The following is a 20,930-nucleotide window of genomic DNA, read 5'->3' as shown; positions in this document are numbered from 1 at the left end:
AACCCTAGTGCAGCCGCGGGTTCGCGCCCTGGCCTTTGTCGTCGATGATCAAGCCACGATAGAAGCGGTCGAGCGTGAAAGGCGCGTTGAACTCGTGCGGCTCGTCCTTGGCTATGGTGTAGGCAAAGCACCAGCCCGATGCGGGCGTCGCCTTGAAGCCGCCGTAGCACCAGCCGCAATTGAGATACATGCCCGGCAGCGGACCGGCGGCGATGATCGGCGAGCCGTCCATCGTCATGTCGCACAGCCCGCCCCAGGAGCGCAGCATGCGCACCCGGGCCAGGCCGGGGAACAGCGCCAGCATCTCGCTCATCACCTCGTCGACGATCGGCAAGCTGCCGCGCTGGGCGTAGCTGTTGTAGCCGTCGAGGTCGCCGCCATAGACGAGGCCGCCCTTGTCGGATTGCGAAATGTAGAAATGGCCCATGCCGAAGGTGAGAACGGTATCGACGACGGGCTTCAGCGATTCCGAGACGAAAGCCTGCAGCACATGGCTTTCGATCGGCATGTGCGAAATGCCGGCGAGCTGCATGACCTGGCCGGTGCTGCCGGCAACCGCAAGCGCGACCTTCTTGGCTCGGATTTCGCCGCGCGTCGTCGAAACGCCGGTGATGCGGCCACCGTCGCGCAGGAAGCCGGTGACCTCGCAATTCTCGATGATGTCGACGCCGCGCCGGTCGGCGCCGCGCGCATAACCCCAGGCGACCGCGTCGTGCCGGGCGGTGCCGGCGCGCGGCTGCATCAGCCCGCCAAGGACGGGAAAACGGGCCGAACCCGAGACGTCCAGCGCTGGCACGAGCCGCTTGATCTGGTCGACGCTCATCAGTTCGGCGTCGACGCCGAGATGGCGCATGGCGTTGCCGCGCCGGGCATAATCGTCGAGCTGGGCGGGCGTGTGCGCGAGGTTCAGGCAGCCGCGCTGCGAGAACATGACGTTGTAGTTGAGGTCGTGGGAGAGGTTCTCCCACAGCTTCATCGAATGCTCGTAGAAGCGGGTGTTCTGCGGCAAGAGATAGTTGGAGCGCACCGCCGTGGTGTTGCGGCCGACATTGCCGGAGCCGAGCCAGCCCTTTTCCAGCACCGCGACATTGGTGATGCCGTGTTCCTTGGCGAGATAATAGGCGGTCGAAAGGCCATGGCCGCCGCCGCCGATGACAATCACGTCATAGGAAGCCTTGGGGTCCGGCTTGCGCCAGGCGGGCTTCCAATCCTTGTTGCCGGTCAGCGCGTTCTTGAGCAGCGAGAAGGCTGAGTATTCCGCCATTCTTCTTATCGTCCTTATGATGCGAGCGGCAGACTATAGAGCAGGCGGGAAGCGCAAAGCCAAGATTGCGCCATCGCTTTTCGACAGGCCGACTCTCGCCGATGCGATCGGGACGGCTTGCCGCCCGATAGGCCGGTCTTTATCAAGGGCGGAAATTTCGAGGATTTTTCGGCCGCGAGTCGCCAACACAGTCATGTTTTTCCGCCTGCTGCGCCTGATACTGGTCGTCGTCGTCGCTGTCTTCGGGCAGCCGGCGCTGGAGGCGTCGGCGCAGGCGATCGGCCATGGTTCGTCGCAGCTCATCGCCGACCAGACCAAGGTCATCCAGGACCTGACGGGCAAGACCGACGGCCTGGAAAAGAAACTGAGCGACCCCGACCAGGACGATGCGGGGCTGGTCGACATCCGGTTGCAGCTCGAGGACATCTCGCGGGCGGCGCTGAACAGCGCGCTGTCATTCCGGCAGCGCCTCACCGACATCAACAACCGCGTCGAGGTGCTCGGCGCGCCACCGGCGCAGGGGCAGCCTCCCGAGCCGGCGATCGTCAGCAACGAGCGCAGCGCGCTCGCGTCGGAAAAAGCTCAGATCAACGCGGTCGTCGCCAGCGCGCAGAACCTGTCAATTCGCGTCAACGGGCTGGTCGACAAGATCGCCGTCATGCGCAGCGAGCTTTTCCGCAGCGTCATCACCAAGCATTATGACCTCACCGAAGCGCTGAGCCCGCAGGCCTTTTCCGACGCGCATGACCAGTTCTCGGGCCTCTACAAGTCGGTATCGTCCTGGTTGAGCTTCGCCGTCAGGTTCAAGTTCCAGGCAATCCTTGCGGCGACGCTGATGGCGCTGGCGCTGGCGGCAGTGCTGTTGATCGGCGGCAGGCGCCTGTTCGGCCGCATATTCGAGGCCGACCCGACCGTCGAGGAGCCGTCCTATCTCAGCCGCCTGTCGGTCGCTTTCTGGTCGACGCTGCTGCCGACGCTGGCGCTTGGCGTCTTCTTCGCCTCGGCTGTGTTCTTCTTCAATTATTACAATGTGCTGCGCGGCGATATCGGCACGTTCCTCAATGCCTTGCTGACGGTGATCGGCATGGTGTTCTGTGTCAACCGGCTGACCAATGCGGCGCTCGAACCGCGACTGCCCAACTGGCGCCTGATCCCGGTCGCGACCGGTCCCGCGCGCTGGCTCGTCGGGCTGACGACCGCCATGGCGATCGTGCTCGGCCTCAACTACTTCCTCGCGGTCGTCAACGAGAAGATGGGTTCGCCGCTGTCGCTGACGATCGCCAGGGGTTTTGTCGCCACCATCATCGTCGGCATCATCCTGATCCTGATGGGGCTGCTGCGGCCGTTCAGGGCCGCTGACGGCTCATGGCGCCCCTGGCCGGCATGGCTTCGTTTCCTTGCCATCGGGCTTGGCCTGTTCACCATCGCGGCGGCGCTGCTCGGCTATATCGGCCTGGCGCTTTTCGTCTCGTTCCAGGTCGTGGTGACCGGCACCGTGCTGGTGACGGCCTATATCGGCTTCCTGTCGGCGCGTGCGATCGGGGAGGAGGGCGGCTTCGCCGACACTTCGGTCGGGCGCTGGCTCTCGGAAAACTCCAGCTACGAGGACACCGCCCTCGACCAGCTCGGCCTGGTGGTCAGCATCGCCATCAACCTCATGATCGTGCTGATCTTCCTGCCGCTGATCCTTTTGATGTGGGGCTTCCAGCCGGGGGACATCCAGGCTTGGGCCTATAAGCTCGCCACCGGTGTCCAGATCGGCTCGGTGACGATCTCCTTCCTCGGCATCCTCACCGGCATCGTCGTCTTCGTCATCGGCTATTTCCTGACCCGCTGGTTCCAGGGCTGGCTCGACGGCTCGGTGATGGCGCGCGGCAAGGTCGATACCGGAGTACGCAACTCCATTCGCCTCGGCGTCGGCTACGCGGGCGTCGCGCTTGCCGGCCTGGTCGGCATCTCGGCCGCGGGTATCGACCTTTCAAACCTCGCGCTCGTCGCCGGCGCCCTTTCGCTGGGTATCGGCTTCGGCCTGCAGAATGTCGTGTCGAATTTCGTTTCGGGCCTCATCCTGCTGGCCGAGCGGCCGTTCAAGGTCGGCGACTGGATCGTCGCGGGCGACGTCAGCGGCACGGTGAGGAAGATCAGCGTGCGCGCCACGGAGATAGAGACCTTCCAGCGCCAGGCGGTGATCCTGCCCAACTCGAACCTCATCAACAATGCGGTCGGCAACTGGACGCATCGCAACAAGCTCGGGCGCATCGACATCAAGGTCGGCGTCGCCTATGGCAGCGACGTCAAGCGGGTCCATGCCATCCTGATGGACGTTGCGCGCGCCCATCCGATGGTGCTGAAAAACCCCGAGCCATTCGTTCTCTTCGCCAATTTCGGGGCGGCCGCGCTCGAATTCGAGATACGCGTCTTCGTCGCCGACATCATGAACGGCAGCGTCGTGCAGAACGACATCCGCTTCGCCATCTTCGATGTCTTCGAGGAGGAGCAGGTCGAGATTCCCTCGACGCCGCGCGCCGTGGTCGAGAGCAAGAAGCACGAAGCCTGGCCGATCGACGACGACAAGATCGAGGCCGAATTCGCAGAGCGCCAGAGGCTGGAAGCGGAAACCGCGGCCGAACGGGAGCGGCTGGCCAAGATGAAGCGCAAGGGCCGCAAGCCCGACCCGGGCTAAGGTGCGATCGATATTCAGGTGAGGCCGGCCTGCAAATGGCGGCTTCCTGCGCTTCCGGCCTTCGCCGGCCGAAGCACTCATGAGTGGCGCAGCGCTCAAATTAAGGCTACGGCCGGCGTAGGCCGGTGCTCACGTACTTTTAGTACGCTCCGCTCCGGCCTTTGCCGGCCGAAGCCCACATAAGTGCCCCCGCTCTATAAAGGCTACGGCCGGCGTAGGCCGGTTCTCGGAACCCGCCATTTTCGACTCGGCCTGACCTGAATCTCGATACACCTTAGGTGGCTCATCCGACGCCGAAACCGATTGTGGCATGAATGCGGCATTCAGTTGCGGTTCAGGTAACATCTCATATAAGCTTCGATGCAAAGGGCGAGAATGCCTCGCAAATTTGAACAGAGGCGGTGTGTGAAACACCGGAATTGCAATGTGGAAGTCTGTCGTTGCCGCCATCGCTTTGCTGGCCCTGGGCGGTTCGGCTTTCGCCGCCAGCGCGATCAACAGGGACGCTCAGACGCGGACCCTGGTCGTGACCGAAGGCGGCGCCAAGAGCGAGCTGACGCTGGCCGCCGGCGAGACGGTGGAGTTCTGCTCGAACGGCTGCTTCGTCACCCTGCCCAATGGTGACCTCGAAGCCCTGACCGGCTCCGAAACGGTCGAAATTTCGGGCGGCGCGGCCCGCATCAAGTAAACTTCACCGCAAGATTGGCAAAGGCCGGACCGATGTCCGGCCTTTTATCGTTTCCGGTAGCCGACGCTTAACGATGACGCCGAAAAACCGGTAAGACCACGCCCTGCAACCGAGCGTTTTAACGTTCGCTGCGTCATGACCCGCTATATCCGACCCGAGGACGCCGGCATCGGCGTGGGTTGAGTTGGCGCGTGATCTTTCCGTGATCGGAATTTCGGGATCCTGCGCTCGATCGGGGCAGGACAATGGACGCGAGGTCGGACAGGAACGCAATTCCGCTTGCGGTCGATCTCGACGGCACGCTGATTGCAACGGACCTTCTGTGGGAAGGCCTGTTCATCCTGCTCAAGAAAAACCCGCTCTATCTCTTTCTCCTGCCTCTCTGGCTGACCGGTGGGCCGGCTCGGCTGAAGCAGGAAATCGCCAGCCGCGTCGACATGGACCCGGCCTCGCTGCCTTACCGCCAGGACCTTGTCGACCGGTTGCGCGCCGAGCACCGGGAGGGTCGCAAGATCGTGCTGGCGACAGGAACGCCGCGCAAGTTCGCGGAGGCGATCGCGGCGCATCTCGGCATCTTCGATCGCGTGCTGGCGACCGACGGCCCGCACAACATGACCTCGGCCAAGAAATGCGCGGCACTTGTCGCTGCCTATGGCGATGCGGGCTTCGACTACGCCGGGAACAGCCGGCACGATCTCGAAGTGTTCGACGCCGCGCGCAACGCGCTCGTGGTGGCGCCTGACCGCAGCGCCCGGCGCTGGCAGGCGGCGCATCAAGCCGAGGCCATGTCCGCGCCGAAGCCGACGCTGAGGACCTACGTCAAGATGCTGCGCATGCATCAGTGGCTGAAGAACGTGCTGATCGCCGTGCCGATGGTGCTGTCGCACGAATATTTCAACCCGAACATGATCTGGCAGTGCCTGTTGGCGTTCGTCTCCTTCAGCGCCGTGGCGTCCGCCATCTATATCCTCAACGACTTCTTCGACCTCGCGCTCGACCGCAAGCATCCGACAAAGCGCAACCGGCCGTTCGCCAGCGGTGCGTTGTCCATTCCGTTCGGCCTCGGCGCGATCGTCGCGCTGCTCGCGATGGGCATCGCCGCCAGCCTGTTCCTGCCGATCGAATTCCTTGGCGTGCTTTTGGGCTATATGGCCGTCACCACCGCCTATTCGCTTTCGTTCAAGCGCATGCTTCTGGTCGATGTGCTGACGCTTGCCGGCCTCTACACGATCCGCGTGCTTGCGGGTGCGGCGGCCACCGGCGTCGACGTCTCCTTCTGGCTGCTCGCCTTCTCGATCTTCTTTTTCCTGTCGCTGGCGCTGGTGAAGCGCTTCGTCGAACTGCGCACCACGGCCATTCCTCCGGGTGAGCGCATCGCCGGCCGCGGCTATCGCACCGAGGACCAGGAAATCGTCGCCCAGGCCGGCATGGCCTCCGCCTTCTCCTCGGCGCTGGTCCTGGCGCTCTATATGGACAGCCCGGCGGTGCGCGAACTCTATCCGCATCCCTGGCTGATATGGCCGCTGGCGCCGATCGTGCTCTACCTCACGATGCGCGTCTGGATCCTCGCCCGTCGCGACGAGATGCATGACGATCCGGTCGTCTTCATCATCCGCGACTGGCGCAGCCAGATCGTCGTCGCCATCGGCGCGGTCTTCCTCGTCGCCGGAGGCTGGTGATGGGCCACCAGCGCTTCGGCAGCTTCGGGCTGGCGACTCCGCCGGCGCGCAAGGCGATCCCGGCGGACGAGGCGATCGCCTTGCTGAAGCGCGGCGAGGCGAAAGCCGGATCGCTGCTCGGTTACGGCAATGGCCGCTCCTATGGCGACAGTTGCCAGAACGATGCCGGCATGGTTGTCGACATGCGGCCGCTCAACCGTGTCCGTTCCTTCAACGCCGAGACCGGCGTGCTCGACGCGGATGCCGGTACGCTGCTTTGCGACATCATCGCCCACGCCGCACCCCACGGCTTCTTTCCGGCCGTGGTTCCAGGCACGCAGTTCGTGACGCTGGGCGGCGCGATCGCCAACGACGTGCACGGCAAGAACCACCATCGGCGCGGCACCTTCGGCTGCCATGTCGAAGCCTTGACGCTGCTTCGGTCCGACGGCCGAACCTATCGCTGCTCGCAGACCGACAATGTCCGCCTGTTCGCGGCAACGATCGGCGGCATGGGGCTGACCGGACTGATACTGTCGGCATCGATCAAGCTGATGCGGTCGCCCTCGCTCGACATAACGGAAAAGGCGACGCGGTTTCGCGATCTCGGCGAGTTCTTCGATCTTGCCGAGGCCGCCGACCAGACCAACGAATATGCGGTCGCCTGGATCGATCAGCTTGCCGGCGGCCACGGCCGCGGGCGTGGGCTTTTGTTCACCGGCAACCATGCCGAGCACGGCTCGCACGCCGCGGCGGGTGCCGGCAGCCGGCTTTCCGTGCCGGTGCAGCCACCCTTCAATGTCCTCAATCGGCCTTTCCTCACCGCCTTCAATGCGGCCTATCGCTGGAAAAAGGGCAAGTCCGCGACTCCGCGCCAGGCGGGCTATCAGGGTTTCTTCTTTCCGCTCGACGGCATCCGCGACTGGAACCGGCTCTACGGGCCGCGCGGGCTTTTCCAGCACCAAAGCGTGGTGCCGGAGGCCAATGCGCGTCGCATCGTGCCGGCGCTGCTCGAGGCAGCACGGCGGGCGGGCGAGGGGTCGTTCCTCACCGTGCTCAAGCGCTTCGGCGATGTCCGCTCGCCGGCGCTGCTGTCGTTCCCGCGGCCCGGCTACACGCTGACGCTCGATTTCCCCAACCGGGGCAAACGGACGTTGCGGCTGCTCGCCGAACTCGATCGCGTCGCCGTCGAGGCGGGCGGGGCGGTGAACCCCTACAAGGACGCCCGGATGGGGCCTGAAATCTTTGCCGCGTCGTTCCCGCAATGGCAGCGGTTGGAGGCGCTTCGCGACCCGGCGTTCCTGTCGAGCTTCTGGGCGCGGACGGCGAAAAAACTGGATGTAAGGAGTGGAGTCTCGGAAGCCGCGGAATAGATAAAAATCGAATAAATCATGGTAAATAAAACATTACGCCATGGTTTACTCAAAACACCGGTCGGGCTTCACGAAATATTTTCAGGTTTGTAATAGGACCGCCAAGGGGCGGGTGGCAACAATGAAATACATAATCTTCATTCTCTTCACGGTCATGACCAATGCCGCGGCGCAGCTGATGCTGAAGCAGGGCATGATGTCTATGGGGCCGATCTCCTTCGAAGGCGTCAATCCGCTCGTCAAGCTCTTGCAGATCGTGTTCAGCCCGTGGGTGTTCCTGGGCTTGTGCACCTTCGTCATCTCGATGGCGTCGCATCTTTATGTGCTGTCCAAGGTCGAGCTCAGCTTCGCATATCCGTTCCTCAGCCTCGCCTATGTCGCCGTGGCGATCTTTGCCTATTTCGTCTTCCGCGAGGACCTGAATGGTTGGCGCATCGCCGGCATCGCCTGCATCTGCGTCGGCACGATCCTGATCGCGCAGAGTGGCCGGGAGATGGGCGGCCGCGGGCATGAGGACCAGACCGCATCCATCACCCCCGACAAGATCGGCACAAGCGAGATCGTTCGATGAGACATGTGATTTTCGGCGGCGACGGCTTCGTCGGCCGTCACCTTGCCCCCAAGCTTGTCGCGGACGGCGAGACCGTCGTCGTCGCCGACATCGTCAAGAGCGACCTGCCGCATTACCGCTCCATGCGCTTCGTCACTTGCGACGTCACCGATCCGGGCTCGGTCGCGGCGGTCGGGCTCAAGGCCGACGACATGGTCTACAATTTGTCGGCCAAGATGCTGTCGCCGATCCAGGTGCGCGCCAAGCGGCATGATTTCTTCTTCCCGGTGAATTTCCACGGCACCGAGAACATCATGCAGGCGATGGACAGGGCCGGCGCCGCGAAACTGGTCCACTATACGACCGACATGATCTACGGCCACACGATGGTGCTGCCGATGACCGAGGATCATCCGGTCTCGCCGCTCGGCGAGTACGGGCTGTCGAAGCTGAAGACCGAGGAGCTCGCCGCCGAATGGCGCAAGCGCGGCATGTCGATCTCGCTGTTCAGGCCGCGCCTGATCATCGGCCCCGGACGCCTCGGCATCCTGGAAAAGCTGTTCAAGCTTGTCGACTGGAACCTTCCGGTGCCGATGATCGGCTCGGGCAGGAACCCTTATCAGTTCATCTCGGTGTTCGACTGTGCGGAGGCCGCCCGCGCGGCCTGGAAGGCCGGCGTGCCAAACGAAGCCTATAATCTCGGCTCCCTCAACCCGCCGCCGGTGAAGAAACTGCTCGGCGACCTGATCCGCCATGCCGGCTCGAGGTCGATCCTGCTGCCGACGCCGGGCTGGGCGGTCAAGCGCACGCTCGACCTGCTCGATTTGCTCAACATGCCGATCATGGATCCGGAACAGTATCTGATCGCCGACGAGGAATGCGTGCTCGACGTCTCCAAGGCCGAGCGCCAGCTTGGCTGGGTGCCGCAATATCGCGACGAGGACATGCTGATCGCGGCCTACAGCGAATACCGCGCCAAGAAGGACGGCCACGCCGTCGCCACCAGACACGTGCCTGCCGAATAGAGCGCGAAGGGGAGATTTTTCAGATGACCGTCATGGCCAAGCCGGAACACACGGGCACGCGCACGCTGGTCGACGCGCCGGCGCTTTCGCCAACCTCCATCGCCAAGCCCGATTTGATCAGCGTCGAGCAGGCCAAGGCGATGGACGTCGCTCGCATCACCGACCTGTTCAAGGCGCATCTCAACCCCGGACAGCTGCATTTCATGAAGCTGCTCGGCTTCCACAAGGTGAAGATCGAGCGCGCCGAGGGCATGTTCTACATCGACCAGAACGGCCGCAAGATCCTCGACTTCTTCGGCGGCTTCGGTTCGCTGGCCTTCGGCCACAACCATCCGCGCATCCTGGAAGCCCGCAGGAAATTCCAGGAGGAGAAGCGCCAGGAGATCGCGATTGCCTTCATGTCGCAATATGCGGCAGCGCTTGCGCACAACATCGCCAAATGCTCGCCCGGCGACCTCGACATGGTGTTCCTCGGCTCGTCCGGCTCGGAGGCCATGGAAGCGGCGGTGAAGCTCGCCGAGCGCGCTGCAGGCCCGAAGCGGTCGAAAATCGTCTATGCCGAGAATTCCTTCCACGGCAAGACCAAGGGCGTGCTGGCGATCACCGACGGCCAGCTCTACCGCGCCGACTTCAAGGTGGCCGACAATGTCGTGCGCGTTCCCTTCGCCGACATCGACGCCGTCGAGCGGCTGTTCAAGAGCGATCCCGAGATCGGCGTCATCGTGCTCGAAACCATCCAGGGCGGGGGCGGCATCATCCAGGCGCCGGCCGAGTACTGGCAGAAGTTGCGCGCGCTGTGCGACCGGCATAGCGTGCTGTGGGTCGCCGACGAGGTGCAGTGCGGCTATGGCCGCTCCGGCCGCTTCTACGCCTTCGAGCATTATGGCGTGGTGCCGGACGTGACGGCGCTGGCCAAGTCGCTCGGCGCCGGCAAGGCGGCCGTCGGCGCCATGATCGCCAGGCGCGAGGTCTACATGAAGGCCTATGGCACGCCGAAGACGGCGATGATTCACGCCATGGCGACGTTCGGCGGCATGGGCGAGGCCTGCGTCACCGCGATCGAGGGCATCAACGTGCTTTATGACGAGGGGCTGATCGACAACGCCGCCTCGACCGGCGAGTACCTTTTGCAGCGGCTGCGGGCGCTCAAGGAAAAATATCCGAAGATCATCAAGGACGTGCGCGGCAAGGGTTTTATGATCGGGCTCGAGTTCCACGATTTCTCGCAGACCCTGCCCATGGTGCTGCGCCCGGTGGTGAGCGTGCTCGACGACAAGCTGAAGGGCTCGCTGTCGGGCTTCGTCGGCTCGCTCTTGTTGCGCGACTACGACGTGCTCGTCGCCTTCACCGAGTACAACCGCAACGTCATCCGGCTCGAGCCGCCGCTGATGTGCCAGCCCGAGCATGTCGACCGCTTCGTCGATGCCTTCGACAGCCTGTTGTCGCGCGGCATCGTGGGAATCGTGAAGGATTTCGTGAAAAGCCAGGTCGGCAAGTAGAGGCCGCCGAGCATGCTGACCAGGCCGTCCGCTCCGACCAATCCGCTGGAACGGCTGACCGGCGCCGGCCTGGCGTGGGGCGAGGGGGCTTACGCGAAATGGGCCGCGTCGATCGGGGCGATCACTTTTTCGCTCTATATCCTGCTGACCGCCGCGACCGCCTGGTTCATGCCCGACGCCAACTGGGACATGCTGCCCTATCTGGCGATCGCCGAGGAGGGCGCCTATCCCGATCCGCAGGCGCTGCATGACTATGCCTACAGCACAGTCAAGGCCGGCGTGTCGGCCGGCGACTACAAGACATTGACCGACGATGGCGGCGGCTTCCGCAGCCACATGAGCGACAACGCCGCCGACTTCCACTCGCTGCTCGGCATGTACCGGATCAAGTTCCTCTACGCCGAGATCCTGTCCAGCCTCAGCCATGCCGTCTCGCCGGTCGAGGCGATGCGGCTGGTGCAGGTGTTCTCGGTGCTTCTGTTCGGCGCCATCACGCTCGCCTGGCTGCGCGCACAAGGCGCGCTGGCGCTGGCGCCGGTCGTCGGCGCGATCCTGATCATGGCCGATTTCGGCGACGCGGCGCGCGCCTCGACGCCGGACCTGTTATGCTCGGCGCTGTTCCTCGGCGGGGCCTTTGCCTATATGCGCAAGCGCGAGGCGGCGACGGCGATCCTGCTGTTCCTGGCCTTCATGGCGCGGCCGGACAACATCGTCTTCCTCGCCATTTTCGCGGTGCTGCTCATCGCTTTCCGCGAGCGGGCATGGGGGGCGCTGGCTGGTTTCGCGGCGTCCTTCATCGCCTATTTCGCCATATCGCACTGGGCCCAGCATCCCGGCTGGTGGCCACATCTTTGGTTCTCCAGCATCGAGCAGCATTACAATATGGACGGGTTCGAGCCGCCATTTTCGGTGACCGCCTATCTCAAGGCTTTCGCCGCGTCGGTGGTGCGCGCCATCAGCACCAACAGCTGGGTCGGCGTCTCGGTCCTGGCGTTGGCCGGCTGGTTCGGCTTGAACCGCGCCGGCTTCCGGCTCGACCGCCGCGCCGGTGTCCTGCTGGCGGCGCTGGTACTCGGCGTGCTGGCGAAGTTCACCGTTTTCCCCATCCACGACACCCGCATCTATTTCCCCAACCTTTTGCCGCCCTTCCTGCTGCTTACCGCGCCGCTGATGGCGCTGTGGGCATCGGCAAGCCAGGGCGGCCGGCGCGCTGCGCCGCAGGTCATTTCCGGAGACAAGTCATGAGCTCGCTGTCCAGCCTCGCGCGTGTTCTTCTGTCGCTCGGTCTTCCGGCCGGCCTGCTCGATCGCGGCCCCTCCTTGCGCGGTACGAAGTTCCTGGCCAAGGCGGCGCTCAAGGCACGTTTCGGCGGCAGTGGCCAACCGTTCCAGATGGTCAATGTCGGGGCCTGCGACGGCGCGCTGTTCGACGACGTGACACCCTGGCTGCACCGGATTCCCGGGGCGCGCGCCATGCTGGTCGAACCGATCCCCTACAATCAGGAGCGGCTTCGCGCCAATTACCCGGATACCGGCCGCTTCATCATCGAGCCGGTGGCGGTGACCAGGACCAAGGGCACGATCACGGTCCACACCTTCGATGCCGCGGCGCTCGAAGCCGGCACGCTGCCGATCGAGTTCATCGGCTGCTCGTCGGTCACCGACACCAACCTGATGTCGGGCAAGAACGCCTGGGGCGAGGCCGACGCCAACTTCAACAAGTTCGCGCCGCATCTGAAGGACATCGAGGTGCCGTCGGAGACCTTGCAGACGCTGCTCGACCGCAACGGCATCCGCCATATCGACGCTTTCCTGGTCGACTGCGAGGGTGCCGACTGGATGGTGTTCGACCAGTTCGACCTCGAGCGCTACCGCCCCGGCATGATCAAGATCGAGGTCGGCGCGCTGCCGGCCGCCGAGATCGGCCAGGTCGTGGTCAAGCTGAAGACCGCCGGCTACCAGGTCGGCTTCCAGGCCGAGGACATCTGGGCCTTCGCCTGAAAAGAAACACCCCTGCACGAGCCGTCGCGCCGCACTTGCGGCGTGTCGCAAACAGGCGGTAGCTCAATCCGCGTCCTCTGCATATTGTGCGCCATTCGAAGGGCGCGCAAACGCGCCCGTCTATCCCCTTGGAGTCGCGGGCAATGGCAGAATTTCCGAAAAAGGCGAAGGTCGTCATCGTCGGCCTGGGCGGCATCGTCGGCGCGTCGGTCGCGCATCACCTGATCGAGCGCGGCTGGGACGACATCGTCGGCATCGACAAGTCGGGCATCCCGACCGATATCGGCTCGACCGCGCATGCCTCGGATTTCTGCTACACGACCAGCCACGATTTCCTGTCGTGCTGGACGACGCTCTACTCGATCGATTTCTACGAGAAGATGGGTCATTACGCGCGCGTCGGCGGTCTCGAAGTGGCGCGCGTCGGCGACGACGCCCGCATGGACGAGATCAAGCGCAAGATCGCCTCGGCCAAATCCTTCGGCACCCGCGCGCGGCTGATCGAGCCGGCGGAGATCAAGGAAAAGTTTCCGCTGATCGAAGAGCATCTGGTGCAAGGCGGCCTGTGGGATCCGGATGCCGGTCTCGTCATCCCGCGCTCGCAGACGGTGGCCGGCAAGCTGGTCGACCAAGGGGTGGCTTCCGGCAAGCTTCAGGCTTTCGCCAACACTTCGGCCAAGGAGTTGATCGTCGAGAACGGCCGTATCAAGGGCGTGGTGACCGAGCGCGGCACGATCGAGGCCGATTATGTCGTGGTCTGCACCGGCATCTGGGGCCGTCTGACCGCGGCTCTGGTCGGCGAGGATTTGCCGGTCATGCCGATCGACCATCCGCTCACCTTCTTCGGCCCCTACAACGAGTTCGCCGGCACCGGCAAGGAGATCGGCTGGCCGCTGCTGCGCGACCAGGGCAACTCGGCCTATATGCGCGACACCGGCGATCCCAAGACCGCCGAGGGCGGGCAGATCGAATGGGGCTATTACGAGGAGACCAATCCGCGTCTGTGCCACCCGCGCGACCTGCTCGAAAAAGACCAGGCGCGGCTTTCGCCGTCGCAGCGCGACCTCGACATGGAGCAGATCATGGCGCCGCTGGAGCGCGCCATGGAGCTGACGCCGATCCTCGGCGAGCTCGGCTACAATGAAGGCCACTCTTTTAACGGCCTCTTACAGGTGACCACCGATGGCGGCCCGTCCATGGGCGAAAGCCAGAAGGTGAGGGGGCTGTGGTACGCTGTCGCCATCTGGGTCAAGGACGGCCCGGGCATGGGCAAGCTGATCGCCGACTGGATGACCGATGGCAGGACTGAGGTCGACCATCATGCGATCGACTATTCGCGCTTCTACCCGCATCAGACGCAGGAACAGTTCATCTGGGATCGCTGCACCGAGACGGCGATGAAGGTCTACAATCCGGCGGTGCATCCGCGCGAGCCCTTCTCCAAGGGCCGCAACATCCGCCGCTCGCCGTTCTGGGAGCGCGAGAAGGAGCTCGGCGGCTATTTCATGGAGCTGGGCGGCTGGGAGCGCGCGCACGGCTACGCCGCCAATGAGCACCTGCTGGAGAAGTACGGCAACCGCGTGCCGGTGCGCGAGAACGAATGGGACAACCGCCATTTCTGGCGCGTCTCCAATGCCGAGCATCTGGCGATGAGCGAGGATTGCGGCATCGTCAACCTCTCGCACTTCTCGATGTATGACGTCGAAGGCCCCGACCATGTCGCGCTGCTCGAATGGCTGTGCGCGGCCAAGATCGGCGGCGACAACAATATCGGCAAGGGCATCTACACCCACTTCCTCGACGAGGAAGGCATGGTGCGCGCCGACTTCACCGTCATCCGCATGGCCGACCGCTGCCGCGTGATCGACGGCGCCGACGCCGGCCCGCGCGACTTCCGCTACATGCAGCGCACCGCGCAGGACAAAGGGTTCGATGCCACCGTCACCGACGTGACCGAGAAATACGTCACCATCGGCATCTGGGGGCCGAACGCCCGCACGACCTTGCAGAAGGTGGTCGAGGACCCGAACGGCCTGACCCCGGAGAATTTCGCGTTCGCGGCGATCAAGCCGATCCGCATCGGCGGCAAGGACGTCACCGCCTTCCGCATCTCCTATGTCGGCGAGCAGGGCTGGGAACTGCATATGCGTTACGAGGACGGGCTGGCCGTCTGGGATGCGCTGCGCTCGACCGGCGTCATGCCTTTCGGCGTCGAGACCTACGCCAACACGCGCCGCATGGAAAAGAGCCTGCGGCTGCAGAACGCCGACCTGCTCACCGAGTACAATCTGCTCGAGGCCGACCTTGCCCGCCCGAAGGTCAAGGAGAACGACTTCTGCGGCAAGGCCAAGCATCTGGAATATCGCGCCCGCGAGCACCAGCCGGCGATGCTGTGCACGCTGGTGATGACCGAGAACACCGATTCCAAGGGCGTCGCGCGCTATCCGGTCGGCACCATGCCGGTGCAGGACCCCGCGACCGGCGAGACGCTGGTCGACGCGCTTGGCCGCCGCTCCTTCACCACCTCCGTCGCCTATGGTCCGACGATCGGCAAGAACATCGCGCTCGCCTATCTGCCCTGGGCCTTCGCCCAGGAAGGCCGCAAGCTGCAGGTCGAGTATTTTGGCGAAACCTATCCGGTCGAGGTGGCCGGCGTCGGCTACAAGCCGCTCTATGACCCGGAGAACCTCAAGCCGAGAAGCTGAGAGCTAGGCGATGAACGCAAAGCCCGACCTCGGTCGGGCTTTTTGCTTTTGCGCGGCAGGATTCTCGCATAGCGTTGCGCTGGGTGGAGTGGTCAGCTTGCAGTGGTTCGGCTGGGACAGGAAGAACGACGCATTCGTCTTCACGATGAAGGGGAACATTCCCGTTCGCGTCAGCTGGACCTTTGCCATTCCCGCCGCCTTGCCGTTCCTGCATGAGTGGTCGAGGCGTCCACAGGCCGCTCTAACCCATACCCTCGTCTTTGCCGCGCTTTTGTTCCTGTCGGTGTTTCTGCATGAGCTTGCCCATGTCTGGGCAGCGCGGCGACAAGGCATCGGCACCCAACGGATAGACCTCTACCTCTTCGGCGGAATTGCCTGGTTCAAGCCCGGCGTGGCTTCGCATTATGGCTGGGCGTGGATCTCCTTCGCCGGGCCGCTGGTGAACATCGTCCTGGCGGCGGGTTTCGCAACTGCCTATTACCTTTTTGCCCGGCCCTTGTTGCCGGTCGATCCGGACGGTCTTTTCAGTTCGCCGCTGCCGAGACCGGGCACGCTTCTTGAGTGGACGCTTTGGCTTGGCGCCCTGGTGAATGCGGTTTTGGCCATTCTCAACCTTCTTCCGGCCTATCCACTCGATGGCGGAGCGATCGCCAGGCATCTGCTTGTGCCGCGCTTCGGCACTGATACCGCCACGCGGATCGTCGGCTTCTGCGGTGTCGTGCTTTCCATACTGCGTTTCGCGGTCATTGTGCCTGCGGCCACAGCCGGTATCCTGGTGTGGATTCCGCCGTCCTTCGGGCCGAACTGGCGGGCGTTTCGCGCTGCCGGCAACAAGAAGCCCGTTCCGCAGCATCCGGCTTGATGTACAGGGGGCCAGCGGCTTATGTGGCCCGATCAGAAGCCCGTGAAAGCAACACGCCCATGCGCATCCTGTCCGACGCCTTCATTCCCGAACTGCCCAACCGCTACAATGGCAAGGTGCGCGAAAATTACGATCTGCCGGACGGGCGCCGCATCATCATCGCCACCGATCGTCTGAGCGCGTTCGACACGATCCTGGCCTCGATCCCGTTCAAGGGAGAGGTGCTGACCCAGACGGCGCGCTACTGGTTCGAGGAAACCGCCGACATCTGTCCCAACCATGTGCTGGAATATCCCGACCCCAATGTCGTCGTCGGCACGCGGCTCGACATGCTGCCGGTCGAGATCGTGGTGCGCGGCTATCTCGCGGGAACCACCAGCACCTCGATCCTGACCAAGTACAGGAAGGGCGAGCGGAGCTTCTACGGCCACAGTTTTCCGGATGGGCTGCGCGACAACGAAAAGCTGCCGCAAGCGATCATCACGCCGACCAGCAAGGCTGCCCATGGCGGCCATGACGAGCCGCTGTCGGAAGCCGAGATCATCGCAGAGCGGCTGCTCACGCAGGCGCAGTGGGACACCGTATCGCGCTATGCGCTGCAGTTGTTCGCGCGCGGCCAGCAGCGCGCCGCCGAACGCGGCCTGATCCTGGCCGACACCAAATATGAATTCGGCACAGCGCCGGACGGCACCATCGTGCTTGCGGACGAAATCCACACACCCGACAGCAGCCGCTACTGGATCGCGGCGAGCTACGACGAGGCGGTCGAAAGCGGCGGGCGGCCGCAGAGCTTCGACAAGGATTTTGTCCGCTCGTGGGTGTCGGCGCGCTGCGATCCCTACAAGGACCCGATTCCCAAAATTCCGGACGAAATCGTCAACCAGGCCTCGGCGGTCTATATCCAGGCCTATGAGGCGATCACCGGCGTGAAATTCGTGCCCGACCTTTCCGGCGATACCGTGCTGGAACGCATCCGTTCGAATCTGGCGCGGTATTTTTAGGAAGGCCCCGCGCGGTCGGAACCCGGCGCCCCGGAATTCCCGGCTTTTGCGCGCGGCGATTTTCGCCTAACCTTCCTCCATGTCTGCTTATGCCCGTGCAAGGCATATCCTTTCGGGCAGTGCCGCGCTGGCGCTGGCGCTTTGGCTGGCGCCGCCAGCTTCTCCCGCCGAGCCGGTCGATGTCGAACTGGTGCTGGCGGTCGACGTTTCGCTTTCCATGTCGCCGGCCGAGCTGGAGATCCAGCGCCAGGGTTATGCGGCGGCGCTGACGAATGACAATGTGCTGAAGGCCATCGCCGACGGCGCCTATGGCAAGATCGCCGTCACCTATGTCGAATGGGCGGGCACGACCTGGCAGCGCGTCATCGTGCCGTGGACGGTGATCGCCAATCGCGCCGACGCCGAGAGGGTGGTGGCGCAACTCAATGCACGGCCGCCGGACAGCGCCCGGCGCACCTCGATCTCCGGCGCGCTGAGCTTCGGCAGCGACCTGTTCGCCGAGAGCGGCTTTCAAGGCACGAAGCGCGTCATCGACGTTTCGGGCGACGGACCCAACAACCAGGGGGCGCCGGTCGACCTCACGCGCGACGAGGTGGTCAGGCAAGGCATCACCATCAACGGCCTGCCGCTGATGACGCGCGGTGGTTTCAGCGACGCCTTCGATGTGGAAAATCTCGATCGTTATTACAGCGACTGCGTCATTGGCGGACCGGGCGCCTTCATGATCCCGGTCAACGACTGGACGCAGTTTCCCGAAGCGATCCGCCGCAAGCTGGTGCTCGAGCTTGCCGGCCCCGCTTCGCCGCAATGGGCGGCGGAAGAGGCCGCGCATCCGCCGGTCGTGCTCGCCGACGACAAACCTGCCGCCGACTGCCTGGCTGGCGAGAAGATGTGGCGCAACCGCGGCTGGGGCATGCCCTGACGGATCGGGAAGCGTCGGATTGGACCATCGTCGAGTGCGGCGTCTGCTTCATTGACAAGCCTTTTGGCGTCTGTGAGACAATTTGCGCTCACCACAAAAAAGGGGAACCACAATGAACAGGACCACCATTTTCGCGGCGGCGCTGACGGCGGCCGCCGTGCTCAGCGTGCCGGCGATGGCCGCCACGTCGCTCACCATCGGCATCAGCGGCTGGACAGGCTTCGCGCCGTTGACTTTGGCCAAGCAGGCCGGGCTTTTCGAAAAGCACGGGCTGGACGTCACGCTCAAGAAAGTGCCGCAGGCGAGCCGCCCGCTGGCGATCGCCAGCGGTGATTTGCAATGCGCGGCGACCACGGTCGAGACCTGGATGGTGTGGAACGCCAGCGGCGTCACCACCAAGCAGATCTTCCAGCTCGACAAATCCTACGGCGCCGACGGCATCGTCGTGCGCAACGACATCAAGACCGTCGCCGACCTGAAGGGTAAGAATGTCGCCTCGTCCGCGCCTGGAACCTCGCCCTATTTCCTGCTCGCCTGGGTGCTGAACAAGAACGGCATGTCGACCAAGGACGTCACGGTCGTGAACCTGGAGCCGGACGCGGCGGCGCAAGCCTTCCTCGCCGGCCAGAACGATGCCGCCGTCACTTACGAGCCGTTCATTTCGGCGGTCCGCGACAAGACCGACCAGGGCCACATCCTGGCCACCACGCTCGACTATCCGATGGTGCTGGATACGGTCGGCTGCACGCCGGATTTCCTCAAGGCCAATCCCGATGCCGCCAAGGCGCTCGCCGACAGCTATTTCGACGCGCTCGACCTGATCAAGAAGGACCCGCAGAAATCCTACGAGATCATGGGCGCCGACGTGAAGCAGTCCGCCAAGGAGTTCGAGGATTCGGCCAAATACCTGAAATGGGCCGACAAGGCGGAGAACAAGCAGTTCTTCACCAAGGATTTCCAGGACTTTTCCAAGACCGCGGCCGAACTCCTGCTGCAGATGGGGTTGATCAAGGAAGTGCCTGATGTGACGACGCTTGCCGACACCAGCGCGGTCGCCAACTGATTGCGCGTCCTCCAATCGGTGGCGGCGCCAGGCCGCCATCGGTTTTTCTCCTCAAGGACAGGGCCTGATGTTGCGTCCCTTGCACCCCGTTCAGCCGGGCACGCGAACCGTGCTCGGCATCGCCTTCTTCGTGCTGTTCGTGGCCTTCTGGGCGTGGATCACGCTCGGCGGCCATGTGAACCGGATCTTCCTCGCCGATCCGCTGTCGATGCTGAAGGATGGCTGGCGGCTGCTCACCGAGGATGGCTTCTGGCTGGATATCCTGATCACCATCTGGCGTGTCTTCGGCGGTTTCGTGCTGGCTTCGGTCGTCGCGGTGCCGATCGGCATCGCCATGGGCGCCTGGAAGCCGGTCGAAGCCTTCCTCGAGCCGTTCGTGTCGTTCGCGCGCTACCTGCCGGCATCCGCCTTCATCCCGCTGCTCATCCTGTGGGCCGGCATCGGCGAGCTGGAGAAGCTCCTGGTGATCTTCGTCGGCTCGGTGTTCCAGATCATTTTGATCATCGCGGTCAAGGTCGGCGCCACGCGCCGCGACCTGGTCGAGGCCGCCTATACGCTGGGGGCGAACGACAACGGCATCGTCAAGCGCGTCGTCGTGCCCGCCAACGCGCCGGAGATTGCCGAGACGCTGCGGCTGGTGCTCGGCTGGGCTTGGACCTATGTGATCGTCGCCGAGCTGATCGGCTCCTCGTCGGGCATCGGCTACATGATCATCAACAGCCAGTCGCGGCTGGCGACGGGGCAGATCATCTTCGGCATCATCGTCATCGGGCTGATCGGGCTTCTGTCCGATTTCGCCTTCAAGGCGCTCAACCGCTGGCTCTATCCATGGAGCCTGGCGTGAGCAAGCTTCTGATCGAGGGCGTGTCGCGGACCTTTGCCGGGGTCAGGGGCGGGGAGCCGGTGCGGGCGCTGCAGCCGGTCGATCTCGCGGTCGCGGCCAATGATTTCATCACCATCCTAGGGCCCTCCGGCTGCGGGAAGTCTACCCTGCTCAGGATCGTCGCGGGACTGGAGGCGCCGAGCACCGGCCGCGTGCTGCTCGACGGCAAGGCGGTCACAAGGCCGGGACCGGACCGCGGCATGGTGTTCCAGTCCTATACGCTGTTTCCCTGGCTGACGGTCGCCGAAAACATCGGCTTCGGGTTGCGCGAGCAAGGCCGGCCCGAGCGCGAGCGCAACGAGATCGTCGCTTCCTATGTCGATCTCGTCGGGCTGAAGGGGTTTGAGAACCATTGGCCGAAGCAGCTCTCGGGCGGCATGCAGCAGCGCACGGCAATCGCGCGCGCTCTCGCCAACGACCCGGCGATCCTGCTGCTCGACGAGCCTTTCGGCGCGCTGGACAACCAGACGCGCGGGCTGATGCAGGAATTGCTGCTCGGCATCTGGGAGCGGCGCAAGAAGACGGTGCTGTTCGTCACCCACGACATCGAGGAGGCGATCTTCATGGCGTCGCGGGTGATCGTGATGAGCGCCCGGCCCGGCCGCATCAAGTCGGACGTGGCGGTCGACCTGCCGCATCCGCGCCACTACACGCTGAAGACCAGCCCGGAATTCTCGTTACTTAAGGCACAACTCACCGAAGACATCCGCATCGAGGCGATGCGGACGGCGCAGACGCAGTCTGCGGGATAGTC

17 protein-coding genes are annotated in these 20,930 nt (G+C 64.1%); 16 read left to right on the top strand and 1 reads right to left on the bottom strand.

Annotation, left to right across the window (positions count from 1 at the left end; genetic code table 11):
- Nucleotides 1-4: 4 nt before the first annotated feature.
- A complete protein-coding gene (locus WDX12_RS31360) occupies nt 5-1,264 on the bottom strand; it encodes a sarcosine oxidase subunit beta (RefSeq protein WP_434723224.1) in 1,260 nt (419 codons plus the stop codon).
- Between the two features lie 193 nt (nt 1,265-1,457).
- Between WDX12_RS31360 and WDX12_RS31355 the strand changes: the two genes are divergently transcribed.
- The 16 genes from WDX12_RS31355 (at nt 1,458) to WDX12_RS31280 (ending at nt 20,928) form a co-directional block, all read left to right on the top strand.
- The gene (locus WDX12_RS31355) at nt 1,458-3,947 is read left to right on the top strand and encodes a mechanosensitive ion channel family protein (RefSeq protein WP_434723223.1); all 2,490 of its coding nucleotides are present in this window, start codon (nt 1,458-1,460) and stop codon (nt 3,945-3,947) included.
- Nucleotides 3,948-4,371: 424 nt separating this feature from the next.
- A complete protein-coding gene (locus WDX12_RS31350) occupies nt 4,372-4,635 on the top strand; it encodes a hypothetical protein (protein WP_027167119.1) in 264 nt (87 codons plus the stop codon).
- Nucleotides 4,636-4,880: 245 nt separating this feature from the next.
- Nucleotides 4,881-6,314, top strand: a complete 1,434-nt coding sequence (locus WDX12_RS31345; protein ID WP_434723222.1) for a UbiA family prenyltransferase — start codon at nt 4,881-4,883, stop codon at nt 6,312-6,314.
- A complete protein-coding gene (locus WDX12_RS31340; protein WP_434723221.1) occupies nt 6,314-7,666 on the top strand; it encodes an FAD-binding oxidoreductase in 1,353 nt (450 codons plus the stop codon). Before WDX12_RS31345 ends, WDX12_RS31340 begins: the two co-directional genes overlap by 1 nt.
- Nucleotides 7,667-7,787: 121 nt before the next feature.
- Nucleotides 7,788-8,237, top strand: coding sequence for an EamA family transporter (locus WDX12_RS31335; RefSeq protein ID WP_434723220.1), 450 nt, complete (start codon nt 7,788-7,790; stop codon nt 8,235-8,237).
- Nucleotides 8,234-9,241, top strand: a complete 1,008-nt coding sequence (locus tag WDX12_RS31330) for an NAD-dependent epimerase/dehydratase family protein (protein ID WP_434723219.1) — start codon at nt 8,234-8,236, stop codon at nt 9,239-9,241. The genes WDX12_RS31335 and WDX12_RS31330 overlap by 4 nt, the downstream gene beginning before the upstream one ends.
- A gap of 23 nt (nt 9,242-9,264) precedes the next feature.
- A complete protein-coding gene (locus WDX12_RS31325) occupies nt 9,265-10,740 on the top strand; it encodes an aspartate aminotransferase family protein (RefSeq protein ID WP_434723218.1) in 1,476 nt (491 codons plus the stop codon).
- A gap of 12 nt (nt 10,741-10,752) precedes the next feature.
- Entirely contained in the window at nt 10,753-11,985 is a 1,233-nt protein-coding gene (locus WDX12_RS31320) for a hypothetical protein (RefSeq protein WP_434723217.1), read from the top strand.
- On the top strand, nt 11,982-12,740 hold the full coding sequence (locus WDX12_RS31315; protein ID WP_434723216.1) for an FkbM family methyltransferase: 759 nt from the start codon (nt 11,982-11,984) through the stop codon (nt 12,738-12,740). The genes WDX12_RS31320 and WDX12_RS31315 overlap by 4 nt, the downstream gene beginning before the upstream one ends.
- 143 nt (nt 12,741-12,883) lie before the next feature.
- A complete protein-coding gene (locus WDX12_RS31310; protein WP_434723215.1) occupies nt 12,884-15,445 on the top strand; it encodes a GcvT family protein in 2,562 nt (853 codons plus the stop codon).
- Between the two features lie 97 nt (nt 15,446-15,542).
- A complete protein-coding gene (locus WDX12_RS31305; protein WP_434723214.1) occupies nt 15,543-16,307 on the top strand; it encodes a site-2 protease family protein in 765 nt (254 codons plus the stop codon).
- Nucleotides 16,308-16,366: 59 nt separating this feature from the next.
- A complete protein-coding gene (locus WDX12_RS31300) occupies nt 16,367-17,308 on the top strand; it encodes a phosphoribosylaminoimidazolesuccinocarboxamide synthase (RefSeq protein ID WP_320295300.1) in 942 nt (313 codons plus the stop codon).
- A gap of 79 nt (nt 17,309-17,387) precedes the next feature.
- Entirely contained in the window at nt 17,388-18,230 is an 843-nt protein-coding gene (locus tag WDX12_RS31295) for a DUF1194 domain-containing protein (RefSeq protein ID WP_434723213.1), read from the top strand.
- A gap of 112 nt (nt 18,231-18,342) precedes the next feature.
- Nucleotides 18,343-19,293, top strand: a complete 951-nt coding sequence (locus tag WDX12_RS31290; protein ID WP_320295302.1) for an ABC transporter substrate-binding protein — start codon at nt 18,343-18,345, stop codon at nt 19,291-19,293.
- Nucleotides 19,294-19,360: 67 nt separating this feature from the next.
- Nucleotides 19,361-20,137 (top strand): ABC transporter permease, encoded by a 777-nt coding sequence (locus WDX12_RS31285; RefSeq protein ID WP_434723212.1) that lies wholly within the window; start codon nt 19,361-19,363, stop codon nt 20,135-20,137.
- Nucleotides 20,134-20,928: an ABC transporter ATP-binding protein gene (locus WDX12_RS31280; protein WP_434723211.1), complete on the top strand. Its 795-nt coding sequence runs from the start codon at nt 20,134-20,136 to the stop codon at nt 20,926-20,928. Before WDX12_RS31285 ends, WDX12_RS31280 begins: the two co-directional genes overlap by 4 nt.
- Nucleotides 20,929-20,930 lie beyond the last annotated feature (2 nt).

This window comes from Mesorhizobium sp. RIZ17, from assembly GCF_051127865.1.
GTDB lineage: Bacteria > Pseudomonadota > Alphaproteobacteria > Rhizobiales > Rhizobiaceae > Mesorhizobium > Mesorhizobium humile.
The sequence above is the reverse complement of the archived record's forward strand: the minus strand, read 5'-3'. Positions and strand labels throughout refer to the sequence as shown.

What these genes read in the sequence shown, in the direction of transcription:
- WDX12_RS31355 (WP_434723223.1), top strand. Translation starts at nt 1,458, where the DNA reads ATGTTTTTCCGCCTGCTGCGCCTGATACTGGTCGTCGTCGTCGCTGTC.
- WDX12_RS31300 (WP_320295300.1), top strand. Translation starts at nt 16,367, where the DNA reads ATGCGCATCCTGTCCGACGCCTTCATTCCCGAACTGCCCAACCGCTAC.
- WDX12_RS31350 (WP_027167119.1), top strand. Translation starts at nt 4,372, where the DNA reads ATGTGGAAGTCTGTCGTTGCCGCCATCGCTTTGCTGGCCCTGGGCGGT.
- WDX12_RS31335 (WP_434723220.1), top strand. Translation starts at nt 7,788, where the DNA reads ATGAAATACATAATCTTCATTCTCTTCACGGTCATGACCAATGCCGCG.
- WDX12_RS31285 (WP_434723212.1), top strand. Translation starts at nt 19,361, where the DNA reads ATGTTGCGTCCCTTGCACCCCGTTCAGCCGGGCACGCGAACCGTGCTC.
- WDX12_RS31330 (WP_434723219.1), top strand. Translation starts at nt 8,234, where the DNA reads ATGAGACATGTGATTTTCGGCGGCGACGGCTTCGTCGGCCGTCACCTT.
- WDX12_RS31325 (WP_434723218.1), top strand. Translation starts at nt 9,265, where the DNA reads ATGACCGTCATGGCCAAGCCGGAACACACGGGCACGCGCACGCTGGTC.
- WDX12_RS31360 (WP_434723224.1), bottom strand. Translation starts at nt 1,264, where the DNA reads ATGGCGGAATACTCAGCCTTCTCGCTGCTCAAGAACGCGCTGACCGGC.
- WDX12_RS31295 (WP_434723213.1), top strand. Translation starts at nt 17,388, where the DNA reads ATGTCTGCTTATGCCCGTGCAAGGCATATCCTTTCGGGCAGTGCCGCG.
- WDX12_RS31340 (WP_434723221.1), top strand. Translation starts at nt 6,314, where the DNA reads ATGGGCCACCAGCGCTTCGGCAGCTTCGGGCTGGCGACTCCGCCGGCG.
- WDX12_RS31320 (WP_434723217.1), top strand. Translation starts at nt 10,753, where the DNA reads ATGCTGACCAGGCCGTCCGCTCCGACCAATCCGCTGGAACGGCTGACC.
- WDX12_RS31290 (WP_320295302.1), top strand. Translation starts at nt 18,343, where the DNA reads ATGAACAGGACCACCATTTTCGCGGCGGCGCTGACGGCGGCCGCCGTG.
- WDX12_RS31345 (WP_434723222.1), top strand. Translation starts at nt 4,881, where the DNA reads ATGGACGCGAGGTCGGACAGGAACGCAATTCCGCTTGCGGTCGATCTC.
- WDX12_RS31310 (WP_434723215.1), top strand. Translation starts at nt 12,884, where the DNA reads ATGGCAGAATTTCCGAAAAAGGCGAAGGTCGTCATCGTCGGCCTGGGC.
- WDX12_RS31315 (WP_434723216.1), top strand. Translation starts at nt 11,982, where the DNA reads ATGAGCTCGCTGTCCAGCCTCGCGCGTGTTCTTCTGTCGCTCGGTCTT.